This window comes from Caballeronia sp. LjRoot31, assembly GCF_964253885.1.
Lineage (GTDB): Bacteria > Pseudomonadota > Gammaproteobacteria > Burkholderiales > Burkholderiaceae > Caballeronia.
Genome location: NZ_CAXURX020000002.1, coordinates 1278051 through 1301603, shown reverse-complemented (window position 1 = coordinate 1301603; position 23553 = coordinate 1278051). Strand labels below are relative to the sequence as shown.

Genomic DNA, 23553 nt, shown 5'->3' with positions numbered 1-23553 from the left:
TGGGTTCGCATTTTTCTTATACGTCATCGTACAACATGAAATGAACGTATTCAAGCCAAAATCTAGTACGCATATAACGAAAAGGGTAAACGCTATGTCGCCGAGGTGACGAAGGTGTCATAGGATGTCGTATGATATCTACGTGCCGTACATAGTCGGCGCGTTAAGGACTTGATCACATGGAACAGTCTCCGCATTACATCTTGGTGCATGGCGCCGATAACGTCGCGATCGTTGTCAACGACGGCGGCCTGGGCGAAGGGGCAGTGTTTGCGGATGGGCTCGTCCTGCGCGAGCGCGTACCGCAGGGCCATAAAGTCGCACTGGTGGATTTGGCCGAAGGCGATGAGGTGATTCGCTATAACGTCGTGATTGGCTACGCGAACAGGGCGCTGCCGAAAGGCAGCTGGATTAACGAGCATGTGATCCGGATGCCGGCGCCGCCGGAGCTGAACAATTTGCCGATTGCCACGCGCAAGGCGCCCGACATGCCCTCGCTTGAGGGCTACACGTTCGAGGGTTACCGGAATGCGGACGGTTCAGTCGGTTCGCGCAACATTCTGGCGATAACAACGACCGTGCAATGCGTCGCGGACGTCGTAGCGCACGCGGTGACGCGGATCAAGACAGAACTGCTGCCGCGATTCCCGAACGTTGATGACGTAGTGGGGCTGGGCCACACCTATGGGTGCGGGGTCGCAATCGACGCCCCTGACGCGATGATCCCGATTCGCACCGTCCGCAATATCAGCTTGAACCCCAACTTTGGCGGTGAAGTCATGATGGTGAGCCTGGGCTGCGAGAAACTGCAGCCCGAGCGGCTGATGCCCCCCGGCACGATCCCGATCGCTTCCTTGGACAATGACGTAGCTGATATCGGTGACAACGAAGGTGCATTGAACGGCGGCACCGTGGTGCTGCAGGACGACGAGCACGTCGGGTTCGAATCCATGATTAGGTCGATCATGACAATGGCCGAATCGCATCTCGCCCGGCTGAACAATCGTCGTCGCGAGACGTGTCCCGCATCGGATCTGGTTATCGGAGTGCAATGCGGCGGCAGCGATGCTTTTTCGGGGTTGACCGCCAATCCCGCCGTCGGTTTTGCGACTGACCTGCTCGTGCGCGCCGGCGCAACCGTAATGTTCTCGGAGGTGACGGAGGTACGTGATGGCGTCGATCAACTGACGAGCCGGGCGGCCACGCCGGAAGTGGCGCATGCCATCATCCGCGAGATGCAGTGGTACGACGATTACCTGAAGCGCGGTGGGGCCGATCGCAGTGCGAACACGACACCGGGCAACAAGAAAGGCGGATTGTCGAACATCGTCGAAAAGGCGATGGGCTCGATCATCAAGTCCGGAAACTCCGCCATCTCGGGCGTGCTCTCGCCCGGAGAAAAGGTCAGGCAGAAGGGCTTGATTTATGCGGCCACGCCCGCCAGTGATTTCATTTGCGGCACGCTGCAGCTGGCAGCCGGCATCAATCTGCATGTGTTCACCACGGGGCGTGGCACGCCCTACAGCCTGGCCGAAGTCCCGGTCATCAAGATGGCCACGCGCAGTGACCTGGCCCGCCGCTGGCACGATCTGATGGATATCGATGCGGGCCGGATCGCCACGGGCGACGCGACAATCGAAGATGTCGGCTGGGAGCTCTTTCGCTTGATGCTGGACGTCGCGAGCGGTCGCAAACAAACGTGCGCCGAAAAGTTGAAGCTGCATAACGCGCTGGTGCTTTTCAATCCGGCGCCGGTGACCTGAGACAGGCGATTTGCCCGGCAGATAGGGACAACGCACGTGCATGGTCGGTCGACCTCGCCGTTAGTAAAGACCCCCAACTGAGAGAAGCGATGCGCGGCGCCGATACGTTTGCCGAGAACTTGTTCACCTTGCGTAAGCTGGAGGACTTTGTTCCAGCAGATCATCCGCTGCGCTCGATTCGCAAGATGGCCAACGCCGCGCTGGCCAAGATGGATCGCTTGTTTGCCGGCATGTACGAGGCTGATATCAAAGGTGGGCGGCCCAGCATTGCCCCGGAGAAGCTGCTGCGCGCGATGCTGTTGCAAGTGCTCTATAGCGTTCGCTCGGAGCGCCAGTTGATGGAGCAGGTTCAATATAACCTGCTGTTTCGTTGGTTTATCGGGCTGTCGATGGACGATGCCGTGTGGGTGCCCACCGTCTTCACAGAGTTCATCAAGGCTTGCCAGGAAATGAACATCACGCCTCACGTGGCGCAAAACAAGTCAGGCCGCCAGTCGGCAGTGCCCGAGTCAATCGCCGGAAGTGCGGGCTATGCGGTGTCGCAGCAAAAGCGCAAGCTGATCGAACAGGGTTTTGGCTGGGCCAAGAGCATCGGCGGTATGCGCCAGGTGATGGTGCGCGGCTTGAAGAAGGTCGATCAGATGTTCGTGCTGACGATGGCCGCGTACAACCTCGTGCGCATGCGCACCTTGGGACAACTCTGTCCGTTGCAGCCGCAGTGAACCAAAAATGCGCAAGAGAACGTCATAAACAGGTCCGAAAACCAAAATTAACCGATCCATATTCCAAACTATGAGACATCCCCCGCCGAAAATTCTGATCACGCTCATGGCTCAGTAAAGTCGGCCTGTATTTCCGCAGCCTGCTAGGCGGTCCAGCCTATTTAGTTTTGCATAAGCGGGAATTAATATAAAAAACGCGGCCTAAAGGCCGCGCTAAAAAGATGAAAAAGACACCCTTGTTCAAAGGGCGACTTACTGTCGGAGTTAGCGCCGCGCACGACAATAGCAATCAGAGGAAGAATTAATTGCGTTAAATGATGTGAAACTTTTTCGCCGTTTATATCTGCAAAATCCTGTAGAGCCTTACCGGGAAATCCTGTCACGGCGACGTGGCATATACGCAACGGATAGCGCTTGACACAAACTTTATACATCCGATGTGAACGTAGTTTCCCCTTTATCTACCTGCACTTATCTGCTGGTGCTTTCGCTATTCCGGATTCAGAAAACATTATTGCGTGAGACGCGCCTAAAGGGAATTCATCCGCGGGAATACACTGCGCAGCGGATCGCCAATAGATCATCGGCGATTACTTGAATATGATTCTGTCGCAATGTTTCGGAGCTTTAAAAATCATGAAGAAAACCCTCATCGCCGCGAGCCTCATGAGCGTGTTCGCCATCACCGCTCACGCACAAAGCAGCGTCACGCTTTACGGCACGCTAGATGCCGGCCTTGTGTTTGCAAACAACCAGGGCGGCCATAGCAACTGGCAACAAGGCAGCGGCTCGGTATCGAACACGTACTTCGGCTTGCGCGGCAGTGAAGATCTGGGCAGCGGTCTGCACGCAATCTTCACGTTGGAAAGCGGCTTCAACCTGAACAACGGCCAGTTCAGCGAAAACAATACGATCTTCAATCGTCAGGCTTTCGTCGGTCTGCAAAGCAACCAGTACGGTACGGTGACGCTGGGCCGTCAATACGACTCGGTGGTCGACTATTTGGCGCCGCTGTCGGAGGCCGGCGCAGGCTATGGCAACAACCTTGCCGCTCACCCGTTCGATAACGACAACCTCGACAACTCGTTCTCGGTCAAGAACGCAGTGAAGTACCAGAGCGCGAACTACGGCGGCGTGAAGTTCGGCGGCCTCTATGGCTTCAGCAACGCAGCCGGCCAGTTCTCGAACAATCGTGCATGGAGCGCAGGTGCTTCGTATGGCAATGGTCCGCTGAGCGTCGCAGCCGCTTACCTGCAACTGAACAACTCAGGCAGCAACAACGTGGGTGGCGCTATATCACAAGGCGACGGCACGGCAGCGATCGCCGCACAACAGCAACGCACCTACGGCGCCGGACTCAACTACGCTTACGGCCCGGCTAACGTCGGTCTCGTGTACACGCATACGCAACTGGATGGCATCACCGGCGTGAACGTCGGCGGCACGACGCTGCCGGGCGTGGCCGGCACGAACCTGCATATGGACAACTACGAAGTGAATGGCCGTTATGCGCTGACGCCGGCCATAAGCCTTGCAGCTGCATACACGTTCACCGACGGCAAGGTGTCGGGTTCGAACGGTTCGGGCGATCCGAAGTGGCAAACAGCATCGCTGCAAGGTGATTACTCGCTGAGCAAGCGTACTGACGTGTACCTGGAAGGCGTGTATCAGCACGCATCGGGTGAACTCGGCAACTTCGGTGCGAACGTTGCGTCGATCAACACGTTGTCGCCGTCCTCAACCGCCAATCAGACGGTCGTCGCGGTGGGCATGCGTCACCGCTTCTAAGGTGATTTTCCATTAGTACACGCGCGCATGAAACGATCGTGCGCGCGTTTTTTTTGAGGCCGTAAACGTCGTGTCCCTGCGCGACGAACATCTCTCCACGAACAGGAAACGCCAGAATCTGTTACCACCGGTTCGCGAACCGGTGCATCTTGACGCTTGCCAAGGCGCCATCCGGATAGAACGGCTCGCTAGCAGCCTTGAGGTCGCTGAAATCGGCAACAATCAGTGAATCTGCAAAGCTACCGTCTTCATGAACTCCCGAAAGAAGGACTAGGCAAGTTTTGGCGACACTTGTGGCGGTTGTATTTTACATAAGGTTATGACCGATTTTTTGGATTGTAGCGGCTATCACCCGCTTCGCATTTCTACGACAATCCGTCGCGATCCGAGCCGCTTCTGTTACGCCTGCTCACCGCGCTTGGAAAACCGGCGAACATTTGCTTAAAACGATAGCAATAAAGACTCGTGCCCGCGGTCGCTCTCGGGGATGGGATTTGGTTCGGGGGTAATTTGTTGGCACGGGATGCATTGCTTGTGTCCTTTGCAACTAAAAGCCACTAACGCAACCGATACAATTTTTCATCTCAACTCCAGTGATCGGTTCTTGTTGCTTCTTGCTCTATGTGCGTACGAACTGAGCTAGTGGCGCTGGTGTGCCTAAATCCCCAGCATCTGCGCCATTGCCCGTACTGCATTGGACGTGGAATTCAGTAGGCCCGATGCTTTCATCAGGTCTTGTCGCATGGCCGCGTCGCCGTCGTGAAAAAACCGGTTCGGACCAGTCACGACAATAGCGCCCAGCGCGCGGCCGGACGGTGCGGTCAGCGCCGTTCCCACCGCGCTGATGCCGGCGACGTTCTCGTTGTCGTTAGTCGCCCAGCCCCGGCCCCGTACCAAGTCCAGCTCCGCAAAAAGCGTGGTCCGGTCCGTGACGGTGCGTTCCGTGCGCGCTGCGTAGGGCTCCGGTCCGATCAACGCGTCGCGTTGCTCGGGTGTGCGATGACTCAGCAGAATCTTTCCTGAAACCGACGCATGCAGCGGCGCGGTAACCGTTGTGTCGAAATACGGCGCGACGCTGTAGTTGCCCGCGACGCATTCCAGCGTCGCCCGCAAATTGCCAAAGAACACGATCAACAGCACGGACGGACCATGGCGCTCCTGCAAGTCACGCATGAGTGGCGTCGTATCCCGGCGCAAGCGACTCAGCGGATGCTCAAGTGGCAGCGGGCACGCCGCGCGGGGTGTCGGGCAATACAGCGCAGCTTCCCGGTAGACATAACCGGCGAGATCGAGCGACTGAAGCAGCCGGTGACAAGTGCTCGCGGGCAAGGCCACGCTGTCCGCAATCTCCTGAAGGCTCAGCGGCCGGCCCGCCTCATGCAGCCGCGAAAGGATGTTCAACCCGCGGGCAAGCGCGCCGCTGTCGGTATCGCGTCGCTCGGTGACGCCTTCGTCTCGGATAACGTCCGCCATGTCTAGCAAACTCCGGCTGAGCAAGGGATAAGCCGGCAGTCTTGCGGGTACGCGTCAAAGCCGATTGAGCAGAATTGCATATATGAATTGCTTGGTTGGTGAGTTGGGGAAAGCCCCATAGAATTCAAAAAACGGAAAAATCATTCCGAAATATTGTACAGCCCGATGTTCTTTCCGGCAGCGTACAACGCCTGCTAATTGGCTGAAACAGTGCATACGCGGCCCCACGGGGTGATGAGCGCCATGTAAATAGGGCAGCGGACGAGTGATGTCTATTAAGTATGCCTAACAGATAGAAACGGAATATCGAATGTCTACACGAAGAGACTTTCTGATCAAGGCCGGCATGATAACCGGCGGGAGTTTGCTCGGCCAGGGCGCCTGGAGCGCATCGAGTGGAGCAACCGGCACGACGCTCGTCGCGAATACGCTGCCGGAGCCGGCCGGTCTTGCAGCGGGATCGACGCCTGCCAATCCGACGAACGTGGTGTCCAGCAATCTGTTCGACGGCCTGATCACTTACGACGAAGCGTTTCACCCCGTGCCGCAACTCGCCACGTTGTGGACCGAATCGGCGGATCGCCGCACGATCACGTTCACGTTACGCAACGACGTGAAATGGCACGACGGCGTGCCGTTCACATCGGCGGACGTGCAGTACTCGATCATGGAAGTCTCCAAGAAGGTCCATCCGATCGCACGGCCCACCTTCGCGCAGATCGTCGCGGTTGATACTCCCGATCCGCATACTGTCGTGTTCCGCCTTGCGCAGCCGTCGCCGGTGATCTGGTCGTATCTCGATACGTCTTCCGCGTTCATTTTCCCTAAGCATCTCTACGCCGGAACCGATCCACTGACGAATCCGTATAACGCAAAGCCGGTTGGCACGGGCGCGTTCGTGTTCAAGGAATGGAACCGCGGCAACTATATTCGCCTCGTGAAGAATCCGGATTACTGGGACAAAGGCAAGCCGCATGTCGATGAACTGATTTTTCGCATCATCCCCGATGCGAGTGCGCGCAGCATCGCATTGCAGAACGGCAATGTGCAATACGCACCGCTCACGCCCGTGTCGCTCGTCGAAGCGCGGCGGCTCGAGCAGAATCCGGATCTGGTTATCGATACGAAAGGCTGGCGCTCGAACGCTCCCATGTTCTTCATGGACTTCAATCTGCGCCAGAAGCGGTTCCAGGATGTGCGCGTGCGTCAGGCAATCGCGCATGCGATCAACCTGAAGCAACTGACGAAGACGGTGTTCTACGACTTCGCGACGCCCGCCACGGGACCGGTTCCCAGTTATCAGTCGCGTTTTTACACGGCCGACACGCCGCAATATCCGTACGATCCAAAGAAGGCAGAGGCACTGCTCGATGCCGCCGGATTCCCGCGTGGCGCGGACGGCGTGCGCATGCGCTTCAATCACCTGAACCATACCTACGGCGAGGATTTTCAGCGCGCGGGCCAGTTCATTCAGCAGCAGTTGAAGCGCATCGGCGTGGAAGTCACGCTGGAAAACTACGACCTGCCGACCTATCTGCGCAAAATCTACACCGACCACGACTTCGACACGATGAACGTGTTCTACGCTGCCTTCGCCGATCCGCAGATTGGCGTAATCCGCCGTTTCTGGTCGAAAAACATCATCAGCGGCGCGCCGTGGAGCAACGGTTCGGGCTACACGTCGCCGGAAATGGATGCGATTGTCGAAACGATCCAGACCGCGCAGGACCCCGAGCAGCGCACGCAGGCGATCCATCAGTTGCAGGTGCTTGCACAGCGTGATCTGCCATCGATCTCGCTGGCCGAACTGAAGTTCTTCCGGATCTATTCGCGCACACTTCAGAACGTCAACACGACGCCGATCGGCGTCTACGCGTCGCTTGACAGCGTCAATCTCGGTGCGCCTGCCCGTGGCTGATCTGCACGTTCGCGCAACACGGGTGCGCCGCTCGCTGCCGTATCCGGTGCGCAGGCTGCTTCAGGCCGTGCCGCTCGTCGCGGTCATCGCCGTGATGAATTTCTTCTGGCTGCGGCTCGCACCCGGCGATCTCGCCGATGTCATGGCGGGCGAGGCGGGCGCGGCCACGCCCGAATATCTTGCCGCGCTACGTCACCAGTTCGGCACTGACCAGCCGCTCGGGCTGCAGTTCCTGGCGTACCTCGGGCGCATCGTCCATCTCGATCTGGGCTGGTCCTTCCGATACAACGAGTCCGTGCTGCAACTGATCATCGGCCGATTGCCCGCGACCGCGCTGCTGATGATTAGCGCGCTCGTGATCGCGCTCGTGCTCGGTTGCCTGGCGGGAACGATCGCGGCGGTATCGCGACACAGGTGGGTCGACGTTGCCGTGTCCATCCTCGCCACGCTCGGCTTCGCGACGCCGCTCTTCTGGCTCGGACTAATGCTGATGGTGTTGTTCTCCGCGCATCTGCACTGGCTGCCGGCCGGCGGCATCCTCACGCCCGGTGTTGCCGCGAGCGGCTGGGCGATGCTGCGCGATCTTGTGGCGCACATGGTGCTGCCGGTGTTCTGTCTCGCGGCGTATTACCTTGCGATCTATGCACGGCTCATGCGCGCCTCCGTGCTGGAAGTGAGCGGCCTCGATTTCGTGCGCACGGCGCGCGCGAAAGGTCTGTCGCGCGTCGCGACCATTCGTGCGCACGTGGTGCCGAACGCACTGCTGCCAATTGTCACGATGACCGCGCTGCAGTTCGGCGCACTCTTCAGCGGATCGGTCGCGATCGAAACGGTGTTCAGCTGGCCCGGCCTCGGGCAACTCGCGCTCGACGCGGTTGCCTCACGCGACCTGAACTTGCTGCTCGGCATTTTGTTCTTCAGTTCGGTGCTCGTACTCGTCGTCAACCTGATCGTCGATCTTGCCTATGGCTGGTTCGACCCGCGTATCGAGGTGGAGCGATGAGCGATCTCGTGCTCGCCACCACGCGCTGGCCGCAGCGACTCTGGCGGCGCGTGACGCATGCGCCCAGCCTGAGCGTCGGCACGCTGATGCTGCTGGCGGTGCTGGTGCTCGCGCTCGGCGCGCCTTGGCTGACCCATAACGATCCGCTCGACATGGTCGGGACGCCTTTCGTGTGGCCGGGTTCCGACCCGGCGTTTCCACTTGGCACCGACATGATGGGCCGCGACATGCTCAGCGGTATTGCCTATGGCGCGCGGGTGTCGCTCGAAATCGGTGTGGCGGCGGGCTTGCTTGCCACGCTTGCAGGTCTCGTGATCGGCGCGGTGGCAGGCTTCTACGGCGGTCTCGTCGACAACCTGCTGATGCGGCTCACCGAACTGTTCCAGACCATGCCGGCGCTCCTCTTCACCATCGTGCTGGTCGTCGTGCTGCATCCGAGCGTACCGACCATCGTGCTGGGTGTTGCACTGACGAACTGGCCGCAGGTCGCGCGGCTCGTGCGCGCCGAAGCGCTGCGGGTCAGCCGCATGGAATTCATCGAGGCGGCGGTCGTCATCGGCATGACGAAACGGCGCATCGTGTTCACGCACGTGCTGCCGAACGTGGCGACCACCGCCATCGTGATGCTGTCGATTCTCGCGGGCAATGCGATTCTGACCGAAGCCGTGCTGTCGTTTCTCGGTCTGGGCGACCCGAACGTGATTACCTGGGGCAGCATGATCGGCTCGGGCCGGGAGGCGCTGCAAACGGCGTGGTACATGACCGCGTTGCCGGGCGGCGCGGTGCTGCTCACGGTCCTCGCGCTGAACCTCGTTGGCAATGGGCTTAACGATCTCGCGAATCCGCACCGCAGGAGGACGCGATGAGCACCGCGCCTCTGCTCGTCGTGGAAGACTTGAACATTGCGTTCGATACCGGGCGTGGCCTCAAGCCCGCGTCTGCGGTGAGCGGGTTGTCGCTTAGCATTCACCCGGGCGAGACTCTCGCGCTGGTGGGCGAATCAGGCTGCGGAAAATCCACGACCGCGTTAGCGCTGATGGGCCTGCTCGATAGCGAGCGCACACGCGTGAGCGCAACGCGTTTGCAGTTTGCGGGCACGGACTTGCTCGATCTCCCGGAACCGTCGTGGCGTCAACTGCGGGGTGGCCGGATCGGCATGATCTTTCAGGACCCAATGGCTTCACTCAACCCGGTCCGCACGGTCGGCCAGCAGATCGGCGAGGCGCTGAAACTGCATCAGGGTCTGGCACGGCGCGCCGCACTCAGCGAGACGCTGGCGCTGCTACGTCAGGTGGGCATTCCGGAACCGGCGCGGCGTGTGGATGACTATCCGCATCGGCTCTCGGGCGGCATGCGTCAGCGCGTGCTGATTGCGATGGCGCTCGCGGGGCGTCCCCAACTGCTTATCGCCGATGAACCCACCACTGCACTCGACGTGACGATTCAGGCACAGATTCTTGCGCTGCTCGCGACACTTCAGCAACAGACCGGCATGGCGCTGCTGCTGATCACGCATGACCTGGGGATCGTGGGCCAGATCGCGCATCGTGTGGCGGTCATGTACGCCGGACGCAAGATCGAGGAGCGGCCTGTCGCCCCATTGTTCGACGACCCTCGCCATCCCTATACGCAACGCCTGCTCGCCGCTCGTCCTCGGCGCGATAGCGCGCGCACTCGGCTCGCCGAGATAGCAGGCGTGGTGCCTGCGCCCGGCACGGTCGCAAATGGCTGCGCGTTCGCGCCGCGCTGTGAGCTTGCACAGGCAGCATGCCGCGAAGCGGTGCCTGCGTGGCGTCGGCTCGGCGACGGCGGCGTGAGCTGCATCGTCAATGCAAACCCGGATGGCGTGGCGCCGGACAGAATCCGTCTTGCGGAAGTGGTGGCAGAAGGTGCGGCGGAAGGGAAGAGCGATGCTGCTTGACATCGAGAATTTAAGCGTTTGCTATCGGACCCGGCGCGGCGTGCTGAACGCCGTCGATGACCTGTCGCTTGGCGTGGCGCGGGGCGAAACGCTGGGACTCGTGGGTGAATCGGGCTGCGGAAAAAGCTCGCTCGGGCGTGCGATCGTGGGACTGGTCGATCTGGCCGGTGGCACCGTGCGGCTCGACGGCAAGGACATCAACGGACTTACGCACCGGCAGTCGCTGACATGGCGACGACGCATGCAGATGGTCTTCCAGGACCCGCTGAGCGCGCTCGATCCACGCAAGACCGTGCGCAGGACGCTGACCATTCCGCTCGACGTTCATCGTATCGGTAGCTCGGCGGAACGGCGCGAGCGCGTCGATGCGCTCTTGCATCGGGTCGGTCTTGCGCCGGCACTTGCCGGCCGGCTGCCGCACGAGCTATCGGGCGGCCAGCGGCAGCGCGTCAATATCGCCCGCGCGCTGAGTCTCGATCCCGACGTGCTGATTTGCGACGAACCCGTTTCTGCGCTGGATGTCTCGCTGCAGGCACAGGTACTCAACCTGCTTGCGGACCTGCAGCGCGAGCGTGCGATCACGGGGCTTTTCATCAGCCACGATCTCGCGGCAGTGAGCTATGTGGCCGATCGCATTGCGGTGATGTATCTCGGCCAGATCGTCGAAATCCTTTCACGCGATGAACTTTGGCATCACGCGGCGCATCCCTATACGCAACTGCTGATCGAATCGATTCCGGGGCGGGGCGCGCGTCTGCCCATGCCTTCTTCGGCGGAACTGCCGAATCCTTATGCGCCGCCTCGCGGCTGCCGCTTCGAGCAGCGTTGCCCGCGAGCGATGCCGGTGTGCCGGGAGACGCCGCCTGCGCTGAGCGAGCTAGGCGGCGGGCATGTCGTCGCGTGTCATCTGTATGACGACATCGCGCTGCAGCCGTCGTCTGCCGGCAAAACGTGGCCGATCCATGAAGTTACCGAAACCACCGCCTCCAGGAGTATCTGAGTTGATCACCCGTCGTCAGTTTTTTCAGATGGCCGCAGCAGCAGCGGTTGCGCCCGTCGTGCCGGGCGTGGCATTCGCGAGCGAGGCCGCGCAGAGCGTCGCAAACGAGGCCGCGCAGAGCGACGTGCTGCAAGCCGTGATCGTGCCGGAACCGGCGGGCTGGGTGGCCGGGCTGAACATCTCGAATCCGGCGGTGATCGTGTCCGTCAATCTGTTCGATGGCCTCGTCACCTACGACGACGCCTTCCGCCCCGTGCCGCAACTCGCGCAATCCTGGGAAGAATCGGCGGATCGCAAGACGATCACGTTTCACCTTCGTCATGACGTCAAATGGCACGACGGCAAGCCATTCACATCAGCCGATGTTCAGTACTCCCTGATGGAAGTCACGAAGCATTTTCATCCGCGCGGCAATGCGACGTTCGCGACACTCGACGCCGTTGATACCCCGGACGACCACACGGCTGTGTTCCGGTTTTCGTCGCCCGTGCCAGCCGTGTGGTCGGCGCTCGGCGGTTACGAGACGCAGATCCTGCCCAAGCATCTCTATGCCGGCAGCCAGCCGCTCACGAATCCGCTCAACGCGCATCCAGTAGGCAACGGGCCGTACGTTTTCAAGGAATGGGTGCGCGGCAACTACGTGGTGCTGGAGCGCAATCTGGACTACTGGGACAAGGCGAACCAGCCCCATTTTGCGCGCATCGTGTTCCGGATCATTCCGGATCAGGGCGCGCGGCTGACTGCGCTCCAGTCCGGCGAATTGCGCTATGCGCCGACTGACGCCGTTGCGTTGCCCGATCTCGTCCGGCTGCGCAGCGACTCGCGTTTTGTCGTGTCGAGTCATGTGTTCGATGGCATCGCGCCCATCTCGTTCCTCGATTTCAATCTGCGTCGCAAGCCCTTTCAGGATCTTCGCGTTCGTCAGGCCATCGCGCATGCGATCAACCGCGACGCCCTGGCGAAAGTCGTGTGGTACGGACTCGCTAAAACGGCGCAGGGTCCGATCCCGAGTTATCAGACCCGCTTTTTCAAGCCGGGCCTGCCGCAGTACGACTACGATCCGGCCCGCGCCGAAGCGCTGCTCGACGCCGCGGGTTTGCGCCGGGGCGCGGACGGCGTGCGGCTGCGCATCAACAATCTGCCGCTGCCGTTCGGCAACCAGTACGTCCTGACCGCGCAATTTATCCAGGCGGAGCTGCGCCATATCGGCGTGGAAATGTCGCTCGTGCCAACCGACGTGCCGACGTTCAACCGCCGCGTCTACGCGGACTATGACTTCGATACGACCATCAACTGGTACTCAGCCTTCGCCGATCCGCAGCTTGGCGTGACGCGCCGTTACTGGACCAAGGCCATCAAGCCGGGTTCGACATCGAGCAATGCGACGGGCTATTCCACGCCCGAGATGGACCGTGCAATCGAAGGGCTGGTGTCGGTCAGCGACCCAGTGGCGCGCAAGCCTTTCATTGACCAGTTGCAGCAGATTGCGCAGGAACAGGTGCCTTCCGTCAACCTGCTCGAACTGCATTTCTACGCGATCCATGCGGCGAGCATTGGCGGTTTCAGCAATTCACCGATGGGCGCCTATTCGTCACTCGCGTCCGTGCGCGAAGCCTGACGCCCACTACCCATTCACGCTTCACCTTTCTATCCGGTGCGTTATGTCGATTCCGTCTCCCGCCAGTTTCCCTGATAGCCCGCTTTCTCGTGCGCTCGCCCAGCCGCTGATGCTCGGCCTCTTCCTGCCGATCCAGAGCGGCGGCTGGTCCATGTCGACCCTGCCGCGCACGACCGACTGGACCTTCGAGTACAACGCGCGTCTCACGCGCCATGCCGAGGCGCTCGGCTTCGACCTGGTCTTCGGTCTCGCGCAATGGCTGGGCAAGGACGGTCATGGCGGCGACATGCGTTACCGCCGCGAATCGCTCGACTCGTTCATGACGCTCGCGTCACTCGCGTCGATCACCGAGCGCATCCTGCTGATATCGACGCTGCACATTCTCTATGGCAACTGGCATCCGCTGCATCTCGCGAAATTCGGCGCGACGCTCGACCATATCTCCGGCGGCCGCTGGGGCCTGAACATGGTCACGGGGCATTCTATCGATGAAGCCGAGATGTTCGGCCGCGACGGTCACTTCGAGCACGACACGCGCTACGAAATGGCCGCCGAGTTCGTTGACCTGATGCAGCAACTCTGGTCGCTCGACGACAACCTGACCTTCGACGGCAAGTGGTATCGCACGCGCAATGCGTTCGTTTCGCCGAAGCCGCGCTTTGGGCGCCCGGTGCTCGTGAACGCGACGAGTTCTGCTGCCGGGATCGACTACGCCGCGAAGCATTCGGACCTGATCTTTATTACGAGTTCCGCCGGCGCGCAGATCGACGCAGCGCTGGACGTGCTGCCTGCACACACCGCGCAGGTTCAGGCGGCGGCGCGCGCGAATGGCCGCGAGGTCCGCACGCTCATCAACCCGACGATCGTCTGCCGTCCGACCGAGCGCGAGGCGCACGCTTATCTCGACGCGATCGCGTCGCACGCGGATTTCGGGGCGGTCGATGGTTTCACGGGTCGCCGCAGCGACGCGAAAGCCTGGAAAAACCATCAACGCGAGCAGCGCGTGCTGGGGGGCAACATTCAGATCATCGGCTCGCCGGAACACGTGGTGGACGACCTGCTGCGGTTGAAGGCGGCGGGTATCGACGGCGTCCAGCTGACTTTCTTCGATTTCGAGCCGGATCTCAAATATTTCGGCGAGGCTGTCCTGCCGCTGATGGAACAGGCCGGACTCAGAGTGCGCGTGCAATCGGACGCGTGAACTCCACATCATTTTTTAAGGAATCCTAGAGATGGGAACGACCGATTCGACATTGACGGCCGCATTACGTGACAGCGCCGTGCAACCTGGCTCACCCGAACTGCGTGAACTAGTGGCGGCCATCGCGGCAGGCGCCGAAGCTCGCGAGCGTGGCGAGGCCGACGCGAGCGAGCCCATTGCACTCGTGCGCGCGGCGCGTCTGGGCGTGTTCCGCTTGCCCAAAGAGGAGGGCGGGGCAGGCGCCACGCTGCCGCAGTTGTACGAGCTGGTGCTGGATCTGGCCGAGGCCGATTCGAACATTCCGCACATCCTGCGCAATCACTTCGCGTTTATCGAAAAGGCGTTGCGCGCGCGCCATCTACCGCAATACCAGCGATGGAACCCTCTCGTGCAGGACGGCGGCCTCTTCGGTCTCGGTGCGAGCGAACTCGGTACGCAGCATATCGGCGACGGCGACGGCAACACGCGGCTCGAGCCTGCGGAAAGCGGTTATCGGCTGACGGGGACGAAGTACTACAGCACGGGGAATCTTTACTTCGATCACATCATTGTGAATGCCAAGACGCCGGACGGGCAGTTCGTCGGCGCGCGCGTGTCGGTCAGGCAGCCGGGCGTCGATGTGCGGGATGACTGGGATGGCATTGGCCAGCGCAACACGGCGAGCGGCACGACGGTGTTCACCAATGTCGAAGTCGCGGCGGTTGACGTGCTCGTTCTCGCAGACGATACGAAGATCGCGCATCAGGCCACGTTCGCACAGCTTTATCTCACGACGATCGTCGCGGGCATCCTGCGGCGCATTGCGAAAGACGCTGTGACGCTCGTGCAGAAGCGCGAACGCAACTATTACCACGCGGTGGCCGCGCGTCCCGCCGACGACCCGCTGTTGCAGGAAGCTGTTGGCGAGCTGCAAAGCGCGGCGTTCGTGGCCGAGGCCGCGGTACTGAACGCGGCAAGCGTGCTCGGCGCGGCGTTCGACAGCGTGCTGGCGGGCAAGCCCGACGAAGCGTTGTTCGTTGAAGCCGCGCTGCGCAGTGCGAAGGCCAAGGTCGTGATCGATCAACTGGCGCTCCAGTCGGCAACCCGGCTATTCGATGTCGGCGGCGCGTCCGCCGCGCGCCAGGCCGCGCAACTTGATCGCCACTGGCGCAACATCCGCACGATCGCCTCGCACAACCCCGGTCTCTACAAGGCGCGCGCCATTGGCAACCATGCGGTCAACGGCGTGCCTTTGCCTTCCGCGGCGTTCTTCTGAGCCGTCATTCCCTATCGCTAAATCAAACAAGGCCACCTCACGATGAGTCACGCGACCACACCATCGATCACTCCCGCCGCATTGCGCGCCGCGCTGGCCGAACGCCGCGAACTTGCCATTCTCGATGTCCGCGAGGAGGGCGTCACGGCACGCCGCCGCCTGTTCTATTCGTCCATCGCGCCGGTTGGACGTCTGGGCCTGCTCGTCGGGCAACTGGTGCCACGCTTTGCCACGCCCATCGTCCTGGTCGATGAAGCGGGCGAATATACGTCGCGCGCGGCGGCCTTGCTGGCAGGCTTCGGCTATACGGACGTGTCGATACTGGCGGGCGGCGTGAGCGGCTGGGAAGCGGCCGGATTCGAAGTGTTCAGCGGCACCAACGTGCCGGGCAAGGCGTTCGGCGAGGTGATCGAGCATCGGCTGAAAACGCCGAACATCGATGCATTGACGCTCAAGCGCTTGCAGGACGCGGGCGAGGATCTCGTTGTGCTCGACAGCCGTCCGTTCCCCGAATTCAAGACGATGAACATTCCGGGCGGCGTCGAATGCGCGGGCGCTGAACTGGTCTATCGCGCGCTCGCGGCGGCGCCGTCGCCCGAGACGCTGATCGTGGTGAATTGCGCCGGGCGCACGCGCAGCATTCTGGGCGCGCAATCGCTCGTGAACGCGGGCATTCCGAATCCGGTCGCCGCGCTCTCCGGGGGATCGATGTCGTGGCTGTTGTCAGGCCTCGACCTCGAACACGGCCAGATTCGCACGGCGCCTCGCGCCGAGGGCGCTGCGCTCGAACAGGCGCGCACGCTGGCCAAGCGCGCCGCTGTGCGAGCTGGCGTGGTCGAGATCGATCGCGCCACGCTGACGCGCTTCGAAGCCGAAGCGAGCGTGCAGACGCTGTACCGGTTCGATGTCCGCGATCCGCTGGAGTACGTTGCGGGTCATCGCGCGGGCTGGCGTTCGGCACCTGGCGGCCAGCTCGTTCAGGCCACCGATGAATACGTCGGCACGCTCCACGCCCGCGTCGTTCTCGCCGACGACGACGGCGTTCGCGCACGCATGACGGCGTCGTGGCTCGTGCAACTGGGCTATCTCAACGTGTTCGTGCTGGCCGCAGACGACGCGCACCGGGCGCTCGAAACCGGCCCCGAGCCCGTGCCGATATTCGGTACGCCTGAGCGTACGCGCTGGATCAACGCCGACCAGCTCGCGCTCGCACTAGAGGCTGGCGGCGCGCAGGTCGTGGACGTGGACAGCAGCCTCGCGTTTCGCACCGCGCATATTGCCGGGGCGCGCTTCGTGGCGGCGAGCGCGCTGGAAGATTGGCTGGACCGGCTCGGCCCACGGGACGACCCGTCGCGACAGCTTGTCCTCACGTCCTCCGACGGCGTCCTCGCCGGGCTGCTCGCCAGCCAGTTGCGCGGGCGTATCAGCGGTGTGGCGGCGCTCCTTGGCGGCACGCAGCGCTGGCTGTCGCTCGGTCTGCCGCACACCGCCGGCGACGAAGGCAACCTCACCGGCGACGACGACGCGTGGTACAGCCCGTATCACCACGCCCCTGACCACGCTGCGAAGCAGATGCAGATTTATCTCGCGTGGGAGTTGCAACTGGTCGGGCAGCTCGAACGCGATGGCATTGCGTCGATCGACGTGATCGATTTCGACACGCCAACGCACGCTCGCAGCGAACAGCGCCTCGCGGCGCTGCAAGGCTCGCCCAACCTCTTGTAAAGCGATAAAACCATGCGTCCGCCACGAACCTTGCACCTAAACACCAACATCACCGGCACGGGTCGTCATCCGGCCGGCTGGCGTACGCTCGACAACGCGAAGTCGATCATCGATCTCCAATTTTTCACCGAGATCGCGCAGACCGCGGAGCGTGGCAAGCTCGACGCCGTGTTTCTCTCCGATGCCGTTGCGTTAAGCGGCCACGCGCACGGACCGGCCCAGTCGCTCGAACCCACCGTGCTCCTCACCGCGCTCGCGGGTGTTACGCGACACGTCGGCCTGATCGGCACGGCATCGACTACTTTCAACGATCCATACAACCTCGCGCGGCGTTTTGCGTCGGTGGATCACTTGAGCGCAGGCCGGGTTGCCTGGAACGCCGTGACGACCTACGACCCGAACGCGGCGGCTAACTTCAGCATGTCGGGCGCTCCGGATAAAGCGGCGCGTTATGCGCGTGCCGAGGAATTTGTCGATGTCGTGCTGAAGCTGTGGGATAGCTGGGAAGACGACGCGCTGATCGCCGACCGCGCGAGCGGACGCTACGCCGATCCGGCTCGCGTGCATGCGATCGAACACGCCGGCCATCACTTCCAGGTGCGCGGGCCGCTCAATCTTCCGCGCAGTCCACAAGGACGGCCGGTGCTCGTGCAGGCCGGCGGATCGGAGGCGGGCGTCGCGCTCGCCGCTCGTTACGCCGATGCGGTCTTCACCGCGCAGACCACGTTCGAGGGTGCGCAGGAATTTTATGGCGACATCAAGGCGCGCGCCGTGGCGCAGGGACGTCATGCCGATCATCTGCTCGTGCTGCCGGGGCTGTATCCCGTCATTGGCGGGACGCTGGCCGAAGCGCGCCAGCGCAAGGCCGACATGGACTCGCTGCTTGATCGCCGCGCCGAACTCGCCAAGTTCGCGCGTGCGCTGGGTATCGACGTTGACGATCTGCAACTGGACGCACCGTTGCCCTACGCATTAATCGACAAAGGCAACCGCGCCGATGTCTCCAACGGATTCATCCGCGCGACTGTCCTGCTTGCACGCAGCGACAACCTGACGGTGCGCGATTTGCTGGACCGCAATCCCGGCGCACATCGGATGATCGTGGGCACGCCCGAGACGATCGCGGACGATATTGAACGCTGGTTCACCGGTCGTGCCACCGATGGCTTCAACCTCAACGCGGACGTGTTCCCTTCAGGGCTCGCGGCGTTCGTCGATCACGTGGTGCCGCTATTGCAGCGCAAGGGCATCTTCCGCCGCGATTACGAAGGCACCACCTTGCGCGAACACTACGGGCTTGCGCGTCCGCCAAGCCGCTATGCCGATCTCGATGCACGCCTGATCGAGCACACGCCTGGAGCGCTTTCGTGAACGCTATTGAGTGCCATTCCTTGTCTTCGTATCGGTCACTCAATTCATTTATTTCATTTCAAAGGTGCTTATGTCTAGCAGAGAATCCACTTTGAAGGCGACTGCCGCACCGGATCTTGCTCCACCGGCGTTGGCGCCGGCGCCGCGTCGCGTGATATTGCGCGAGCCGCTCTTGCGGGCCGTCGTGCCGGTGCTGCTGATTGTCGTGTGGCAACTTGTTTCGTCCCTGGGACTGGCGAGCGAGTTCGTGCTGCCTGCGCCCGCGTCGGTGCTCGCGGCTTATCGGGAGCTGTGGCAGTCCGGCGATCTCCAGGATGCGCTGAGGATATCGCTGGCACGTGCGGCCGTGGGTTTGCTGATCGGTGGCGGTGCGGGCTTGCTGCTCGGCGTGGCGGCGGGTCTGAGCAAGTCCGCCGAGCGTGGCTTCGATACCGTCCTGCAGATGGTGCGGACTATTCCCTTCATCGCGCTCGTGCCTATTTTTGTGGTGTGGTTCGGCATTGGCGAGGTGTCCAAGATCGCGCTGATTGTGGGCGCGGCCATCTCGCCGATGTATCTCAGCACTTATCACGCCATACGCGGCATCGACCCGAAGTTGCTGGAACTCGGGCGCACGTTTCGCCTGTCGCGCGCGCATCAGATCCGGCTCATCATCCTGCCGACGGCGTTACCCGGCATTCTCGTGGGCGTGCGCTATTCGGCAGCCATTGCGCTGCTGGCGCTGGTCGCGGCCGAACAGATCAACGCGAACGCGGGCATTGGCTACATCCTGAATAACGCGAATCAATTTCAGCGCACGGACATCATCATCGCGGGCATTCTGGTCTATGCGGTTCTCGGGATCGGCGTGGATGCGTTGCTGCGTTTCATTGAACGCAAGGTTCTGGTCTGGAGGGCGGCTCATGTCTGAACTCGCTTATCAAACGGAACATGAGGCCGCACCCGTCGTTGCAAGGCTGTCCGGCGTGCGGAAGCGCTATGGTGAGAACACGGTGCTCGATAACGTCGATATCACCGTTCGAAAAGGGGAGGTGGTCGCGCTGGTCGGGCCGTCGGGTACGGGCAAGACCACGGTGCTGCGCTTGCTCGCCGGGCTCGAATCGGCGTCGGGCGGACGGACCGAAGTGACGGGCAACACGTCGGTTGTATTTCAGGAGCCGCGTCTGATTCAGGCGCTGCGCGTATGGAAGAACGTCCTTCTCGACGATTCCCTCAAGCCTGATGCGCGCGAACGCGCGCTCACCGCGCTGCAGGACGTCGGCCTCGAAGACAAACTGGAAAGCTGGCCCGTGAGTCTTTCGGGCGGACAGGCACAGCGCGTGGCGGTTGCACGGGCGCTGTATCGCCGTCCCGATCTCATGCTGCTTGACGAACCGTTCAGCGCGCTTGACGCGTTTACCCGCCGCAGCATCCAGAGCCTCGTGCTGAAGCTATGGGCGAAATACCGCTTCGGCGTTGTGATCGTCACGCACGATCTCGATGAGGCACTGCTGCTTGCGGACCGCATCGTGATCTTGTCGAAAGGACGGATCTGTCACGAGACGCACGTCGATCTGGCGCGCGAGCGCGACGTGACATCGCCAGAGTTCAATTCACTTAAACGCGACCTGCTCAGACAGTTTTCGCTCAGTCTCTCCTGACGTTTTTCAATCGACTTCTCCATCGCTCATTTTCCATAGCTCATTTTCCACAGCTCATTTTCCACAGCTCAACCAAGGTATTTATGTCGCTGATGAAATCTTTGCTCGCCGGCCTGGCGGGTCTCTTCGCCGTTACCGCGTTGACACTTTCCGGCACGGCCGGTGCCCAGAATGCGCCGGACCTGAAAAGCACCAAGCTCGTGATTGCGTATCAAGACCCGGCATTCCCCGCGATGATCCGCAAGTCCGGCGTGGTCAACGGGACGCCATACCAGATCGAATGGGTACTGCTGACTGGGCCCGCCGCCAATCTGTCCTCGCTGTATGCAAACCGCATCGACCTGGGGCATATGGGCGACACGTCGCTCACGATCGAACAGGCCAACGCACGCACCGATTGGACGAAGGATTCGACGCCGCTGCATATTGTCGCCGCGTGGCGCAACGCCTATTCGAAGGATTATCCGCCGGTTATCACGGCGGTTCGTTCGAGCGCGAACATCAAGAACGTGCAGGAGATCAAAGGCCACAAGGTCGGCTACAACTATGGCGGCTACAACCATTCGCAATACCTCGCGACGCTAATCAAGGCCGGCGTGACGGAAAAGGACATTGATGCCATCAAGTTCGCCGATGGCGCGACGTCCGCGGCAGGCTTCAATGCGGGCGAAGTCGACGTGTACGCAGGCGCGCTCGGCCCCATACTGCCGACCATCAAGTCGGGCGCGGGCACTATTCTGCTGCGCGACCGCGACACGCAGATTCCGGCGCTCAACGTATGGACCACGACGTCGGCGGTGCTGGAGGACCCGGCGAAGACGGCTGCGCTTCAGGATTTTTTCTCGCGTCTTTCAGGTTATTGGGCGTGGCATGACGCGCACCGCGACGAGGTGATCGGCATTCTGAAGGACACGCTGAAAATCTCCGACGAGCGCGCGGCGTTCGAATATGAAGTGCGCAGTGGCAGCTTCGTCAAGTTCGACAAAGGTCTGATCGATCAAGAGCAGAAGATCGCCGACATCTTGTACGACGGCCATGCAATCAAGAAGAAGGTCAAGGTCGATGTCGAATATGATCCGCAATTCAACGCCGCGCAGAAAGCGGTCTGGCCGATCAAGGCCAAGGATTGATTGTTTAAGAAAGGCGTCTTGTCGCTCACGCATGGCGCAATCTTCGTTCGACGCGATTCCGTCAATCCGGAGGCCATGTCCAGCGTGGAATAGAGCGGTCAAATCAATACGAGTAATCGCACTTTAAATGACAAAAATTCGGGGAGCGGTTGCAAATTTGGGGAGCGATTATTAAAGCGGTAACGTTCAAGAGGTTCTATCGCGATAAGACAGCCCGCTACGATTTACGCCGATAAACAAAGCCAATACCCGTTGGGACAGACCCTTACGCTGGCCTTAGCGCGTGTGTTTAAGCGCCTTCACTATTCGTTTGACGAGATGCTGATGTGCGTGCGCCGGTATGAGCTTGATGTAACGCATGGCTTATCTCCCGATAAAGTTACGTCATAGCGACGTGTTCGTCGCCAAAGAAAGCACTTTAGGCGCAGAGATCCGGACGGTGAATGCTTGAAAAGCCGCTTTACTTGCGCAATAGTGCGGACATGCCAAACGATCTGTTTTCCAATGTCCTCACGCTGGTGGGCGCTCAAACCGTCCTCGCCGGTGGCTTCGCTGCTGGCGATCCATGGGCCTTGCGCTTTTCGGCACCCGACAAGATCAAATTCGCTGCTTTGGTCAAGGGCGCATGCTGGCTGCGTGTCGAGGGCGACGACCTGGCAACCGCGTCGAAACGGGAGACGTGGTGCTCCTTTCCGCGAAACGCGCGTTCGTGCTCGCAAGTGACCTTGCGATTGCACCGCTCGATGCGAAATCTCTATTTTTCGGACCGGGGAAGAAATTTGTGACACTCGGCGATGGACAAGACTGTGTCCAGTTAGGCGGATACATCGTGCTCGACTCAGTGAACGGGGATTTTCTCGCCACCGCAATGCCGCCGTTGATTCATGTCCAGGCGTCGTCCGCCCATGCAGCAGACCTGAAATGGCTGATCGAGAGGCTCGTCCGCGAGCAGGCCGAGGAAAAACCCGGCTCGGGTACAGCGTCCACGCAACTCGCACAGTTGATGTTTATCGAACTACTGCGCGCTCATCTTGCGGCTTCCGGAGAATTTCCTGCTGGTTGGCTGCGGGCGCTAGGCGATTCGCGGCTTGTCCCCGCACTGCGCATGATGCACGGAGAGCCAGGTCGAATGGCAACTAAACGAGCTCGCGGGAGAGTGCACGATGTGGCTGACGTACGTTCGCGCTGACAAGATCGCAGAGAGCTTGCCGGCCAGGGCATGGCGGCGTCTCTCGGCAGGCGCGGGCGCCAAAGATGAGCGTCTGTACGACTGGGCGCTTACTCCGCTTTGGCGTTTGCAGATCACGCCTGAGGAACGCCGCTTCGGGCATTACCTGCTGGTGAGGCGCAGCCTGGATGAGAGGCGCGAACATGCTTACTACGTCGTCTACGCCACGGCGCAAGGCTACACGGCAGACGTTGGTCAGCGTCGCGGGCCGTAGGTGGGAGATCGAGATTGGCTTTGAAGCAGCCAAGGGCGAATGCGGACTTGATCAGTATGAAGTGCGTCGATGGCAGGGCTGGTATCGCCATATCACTCTCGCGCTGCTCGCTCACGCCATGCTTGCCGTCTTTCGGGTACGTGGTAAAAAAAACGCCTGACGGCGTGGTTCCACTCAGCGTACAGGAGATCCGTCGGCTGCTGTGCCGTGTGCTGTGGCGAACAATCTGGTCGATCGACCATATCCTGTCATGGTCAATCTGGCGCCGAACCCACCAGTGCCGGGCGCAACAAGCCCACTATCGCAAGCTCGGCTGTACACCACCGTGAATAAATGGTTACCGCTGTAGTACTAAGCTTTAGCAATCGAAATTGCACACTACCAACGTCAGATCGACAACTCAAACCGACAAAACACACGTGTCTTTGCGAATGCCAACGCTGACGTCGCGCACGATTGCTAACAGCTTCGCTAACTGATTAGAGTGGAAAGGTCTCGCCGGGCAGCGCCAATATTTTCGTTTCCGTCAGACCTAAGCTTTCAAGCACAGAGAGGGGCTCCTTTTTTGAAATGCTTTGACAAC

General features: G+C 61.1%; 17 protein-coding genes and 3 pseudogenes. 19 read left to right on the top strand and 1 reads right to left on the bottom strand.

Annotation, left to right across the window (positions count from 1 at the left end; translation table 11 throughout):
* Nucleotides 1-179 precede the first annotated feature (179 nt).
* From garD to ACSQ8V_RS24195, 3 genes are all read left to right on the top strand, one after another.
* On the top strand, nt 180-1763 hold the full coding sequence (gene garD, locus ACSQ8V_RS24205; protein WP_436184244.1) for a galactarate dehydratase: 1584 nt from the start codon (nt 180-182) through the stop codon (nt 1761-1763).
* Nucleotides 1764-1852: 89 nt separating this feature from the next.
* Entirely contained in the window at nt 1853-2485 is a 633-nt protein-coding gene (locus tag ACSQ8V_RS24200; RefSeq protein ID WP_436207394.1) for a transposase, read from the top strand.
* 636 nt (nt 2486-3121) lie between these two features.
* A complete protein-coding gene (locus tag ACSQ8V_RS24195; protein ID WP_213769304.1) occupies nt 3122-4273 on the top strand; it encodes a porin in 1152 nt (383 codons plus the stop codon).
* Nucleotides 4274-4930: 657 nt separating this feature from the next.
* Here ACSQ8V_RS24195 and ACSQ8V_RS24190 read toward each other — a convergent pair.
* Nucleotides 4931-5746 carry an IclR family transcriptional regulator gene (locus ACSQ8V_RS24190; protein ID WP_436207393.1) on the bottom strand — a complete coding sequence of 272 codons (816 nt, stop codon included), beginning with the start codon at nt 5744-5746 and terminating at the stop codon, nt 4931-4933.
* Between the two features lie 310 nt (nt 5747-6056).
* Here ACSQ8V_RS24190 and ACSQ8V_RS24185 point away from each other — a divergent pair, with 310 nt between their 5' ends.
* The 16 genes and pseudogenes from ACSQ8V_RS24185 to ACSQ8V_RS24110 form a co-directional block, all read left to right on the top strand.
* Nucleotides 6057-7664 carry an ABC transporter substrate-binding protein gene (locus ACSQ8V_RS24185; protein WP_436207392.1) on the top strand — a complete coding sequence of 536 codons (1608 nt, stop codon included), beginning with the start codon at nt 6057-6059 and terminating at the stop codon, nt 7662-7664.
* Nucleotides 7657-8667, top strand: a complete 1011-nt coding sequence (locus tag ACSQ8V_RS24180; protein WP_436207391.1) for an ABC transporter permease — start codon at nt 7657-7659, stop codon at nt 8665-8667. Before ACSQ8V_RS24185 ends, ACSQ8V_RS24180 begins: the two co-directional genes overlap by 8 nt.
* Complete coding sequence (locus ACSQ8V_RS24175) at nt 8664-9533, top strand: ABC transporter permease (protein ID WP_436207390.1); 870 nt, start codon at nt 8664-8666, stop codon at nt 9531-9533. Before ACSQ8V_RS24180 ends, ACSQ8V_RS24175 begins: the two co-directional genes overlap by 4 nt.
* Nucleotides 9530-10588: an ABC transporter ATP-binding protein gene (locus tag ACSQ8V_RS24170; protein WP_436207389.1), complete on the top strand. Its 1059-nt coding sequence runs from the start codon at nt 9530-9532 to the stop codon at nt 10586-10588. Before ACSQ8V_RS24175 ends, ACSQ8V_RS24170 begins: the two co-directional genes overlap by 4 nt.
* Nucleotides 10578-11588, top strand: coding sequence for an ABC transporter ATP-binding protein (locus ACSQ8V_RS24165; RefSeq protein WP_436207388.1), 1011 nt, complete (start codon nt 10578-10580; stop codon nt 11586-11588). The genes ACSQ8V_RS24170 and ACSQ8V_RS24165 overlap by 11 nt, the downstream gene beginning before the upstream one ends.
* 1 nt (nt 11589) lies before the next feature.
* Entirely contained in the window at nt 11590-13206 is a 1617-nt protein-coding gene (locus ACSQ8V_RS24160; RefSeq protein WP_436207387.1) for an ABC transporter substrate-binding protein, read from the top strand.
* Between the two features lie 43 nt (nt 13207-13249).
* Entirely contained in the window at nt 13250-14407 is a 1158-nt protein-coding gene (locus tag ACSQ8V_RS24155) for an LLM class flavin-dependent oxidoreductase (protein ID WP_436184236.1), read from the top strand.
* A gap of 31 nt (nt 14408-14438) precedes the next feature.
* Nucleotides 14439-15662 (top strand): acyl-CoA dehydrogenase, encoded by a 1224-nt coding sequence (locus ACSQ8V_RS24150; RefSeq protein WP_436207386.1) that lies wholly within the window; start codon nt 14439-14441, stop codon nt 15660-15662.
* A gap of 42 nt (nt 15663-15704) precedes the next feature.
* Nucleotides 15705-17387: a rhodanese-like domain-containing protein gene (locus tag ACSQ8V_RS24145; RefSeq protein ID WP_436207385.1), complete on the top strand. Its 1683-nt coding sequence runs from the start codon at nt 15705-15707 to the stop codon at nt 17385-17387.
* A gap of 12 nt (nt 17388-17399) precedes the next feature.
* On the top strand, nt 17400-18758 hold the full coding sequence (locus tag ACSQ8V_RS24140; protein WP_436207384.1) for an LLM class flavin-dependent oxidoreductase: 1359 nt from the start codon (nt 17400-17402) through the stop codon (nt 18756-18758).
* 70 nt (nt 18759-18828) lie between these two features.
* Nucleotides 18829-19668, top strand: coding sequence for an ABC transporter permease (locus ACSQ8V_RS24135; protein WP_436184232.1), 840 nt, complete (start codon nt 18829-18831; stop codon nt 19666-19668).
* Nucleotides 19661-20398 (top strand): ABC transporter ATP-binding protein, encoded by a 738-nt coding sequence (locus tag ACSQ8V_RS24130; protein ID WP_213766913.1) that lies wholly within the window; start codon nt 19661-19663, stop codon nt 20396-20398. The genes ACSQ8V_RS24135 and ACSQ8V_RS24130 overlap by 8 nt, the downstream gene beginning before the upstream one ends.
* Nucleotides 20399-20490: 92 nt before the next feature.
* The gene (locus ACSQ8V_RS24125; RefSeq protein WP_436207383.1) at nt 20491-21528 is read left to right on the top strand and encodes an ABC transporter substrate-binding protein; all 1038 of its coding nucleotides are present in this window, start codon (nt 20491-20493) and stop codon (nt 21526-21528) included.
* A gap of 252 nt (nt 21529-21780) precedes the next feature.
* Nucleotides 21781-21912: pseudogene (locus ACSQ8V_RS24120) on the top strand (IS6 family transposase); the annotation flags it as partial.
* Between the two features lie 59 nt (nt 21913-21971).
* Nucleotides 21972-22717, top strand: a pseudogene (locus ACSQ8V_RS24115) (cupin domain-containing protein).
* Nucleotides 22704-23130 (top strand): annotated as a pseudogene (locus ACSQ8V_RS24110) (transposase); the annotation flags it as partial. The pseudogenes ACSQ8V_RS24115 and ACSQ8V_RS24110, both read left to right, overlap by 14 nt.
* Nucleotides 23131-23553 lie beyond the last annotated feature (423 nt).

What these genes read in the sequence shown, in the direction of transcription:
- ACSQ8V_RS24130 (WP_213766913.1), top strand. Translation starts at nt 19,661, where the DNA reads ATGTCTGAACTCGCTTATCAAACGGAACATGAGGCCGCACCCGTCGTT.
- ACSQ8V_RS24195 (WP_213769304.1), top strand. Translation starts at nt 3,122, where the DNA reads ATGAAGAAAACCCTCATCGCCGCGAGCCTCATGAGCGTGTTCGCCATC.
- garD (WP_436184244.1), top strand. Translation starts at nt 180, where the DNA reads ATGGAACAGTCTCCGCATTACATCTTGGTGCATGGCGCCGATAACGTC.
- ACSQ8V_RS24175 (WP_436207390.1), top strand. Translation starts at nt 8,664, where the DNA reads ATGAGCGATCTCGTGCTCGCCACCACGCGCTGGCCGCAGCGACTCTGG.
- ACSQ8V_RS24165 (WP_436207388.1), top strand. Translation starts at nt 10,578, where the DNA reads ATGCTGCTTGACATCGAGAATTTAAGCGTTTGCTATCGGACCCGGCGC.
- ACSQ8V_RS24145 (WP_436207385.1), top strand. Translation starts at nt 15,705, where the DNA reads ATGAGTCACGCGACCACACCATCGATCACTCCCGCCGCATTGCGCGCC.
- ACSQ8V_RS24135 (WP_436184232.1), top strand. Translation starts at nt 18,829, where the DNA reads ATGTCTAGCAGAGAATCCACTTTGAAGGCGACTGCCGCACCGGATCTT.
- ACSQ8V_RS24140 (WP_436207384.1), top strand. Translation starts at nt 17,400, where the DNA reads ATGCGTCCGCCACGAACCTTGCACCTAAACACCAACATCACCGGCACG.
- ACSQ8V_RS24125 (WP_436207383.1), top strand. Translation starts at nt 20,491, where the DNA reads ATGAAATCTTTGCTCGCCGGCCTGGCGGGTCTCTTCGCCGTTACCGCG.
- ACSQ8V_RS24185 (WP_436207392.1), top strand. Translation starts at nt 6,057, where the DNA reads ATGTCTACACGAAGAGACTTTCTGATCAAGGCCGGCATGATAACCGGC.
- ACSQ8V_RS24170 (WP_436207389.1), top strand. Translation starts at nt 9,530, where the DNA reads ATGAGCACCGCGCCTCTGCTCGTCGTGGAAGACTTGAACATTGCGTTC.
- ACSQ8V_RS24150 (WP_436207386.1), top strand. Translation starts at nt 14,439, where the DNA reads ATGGGAACGACCGATTCGACATTGACGGCCGCATTACGTGACAGCGCC.
- ACSQ8V_RS24155 (WP_436184236.1), top strand. Translation starts at nt 13,250, where the DNA reads ATGTCGATTCCGTCTCCCGCCAGTTTCCCTGATAGCCCGCTTTCTCGT.
- ACSQ8V_RS24190 (WP_436207393.1), bottom strand. Translation starts at nt 5,746, where the DNA reads ATGGCGGACGTTATCCGAGACGAAGGCGTCACCGAGCGACGCGATACC.
- ACSQ8V_RS24200 (WP_436207394.1), top strand. Translation starts at nt 1,853, where the DNA reads ATGCGCGGCGCCGATACGTTTGCCGAGAACTTGTTCACCTTGCGTAAG.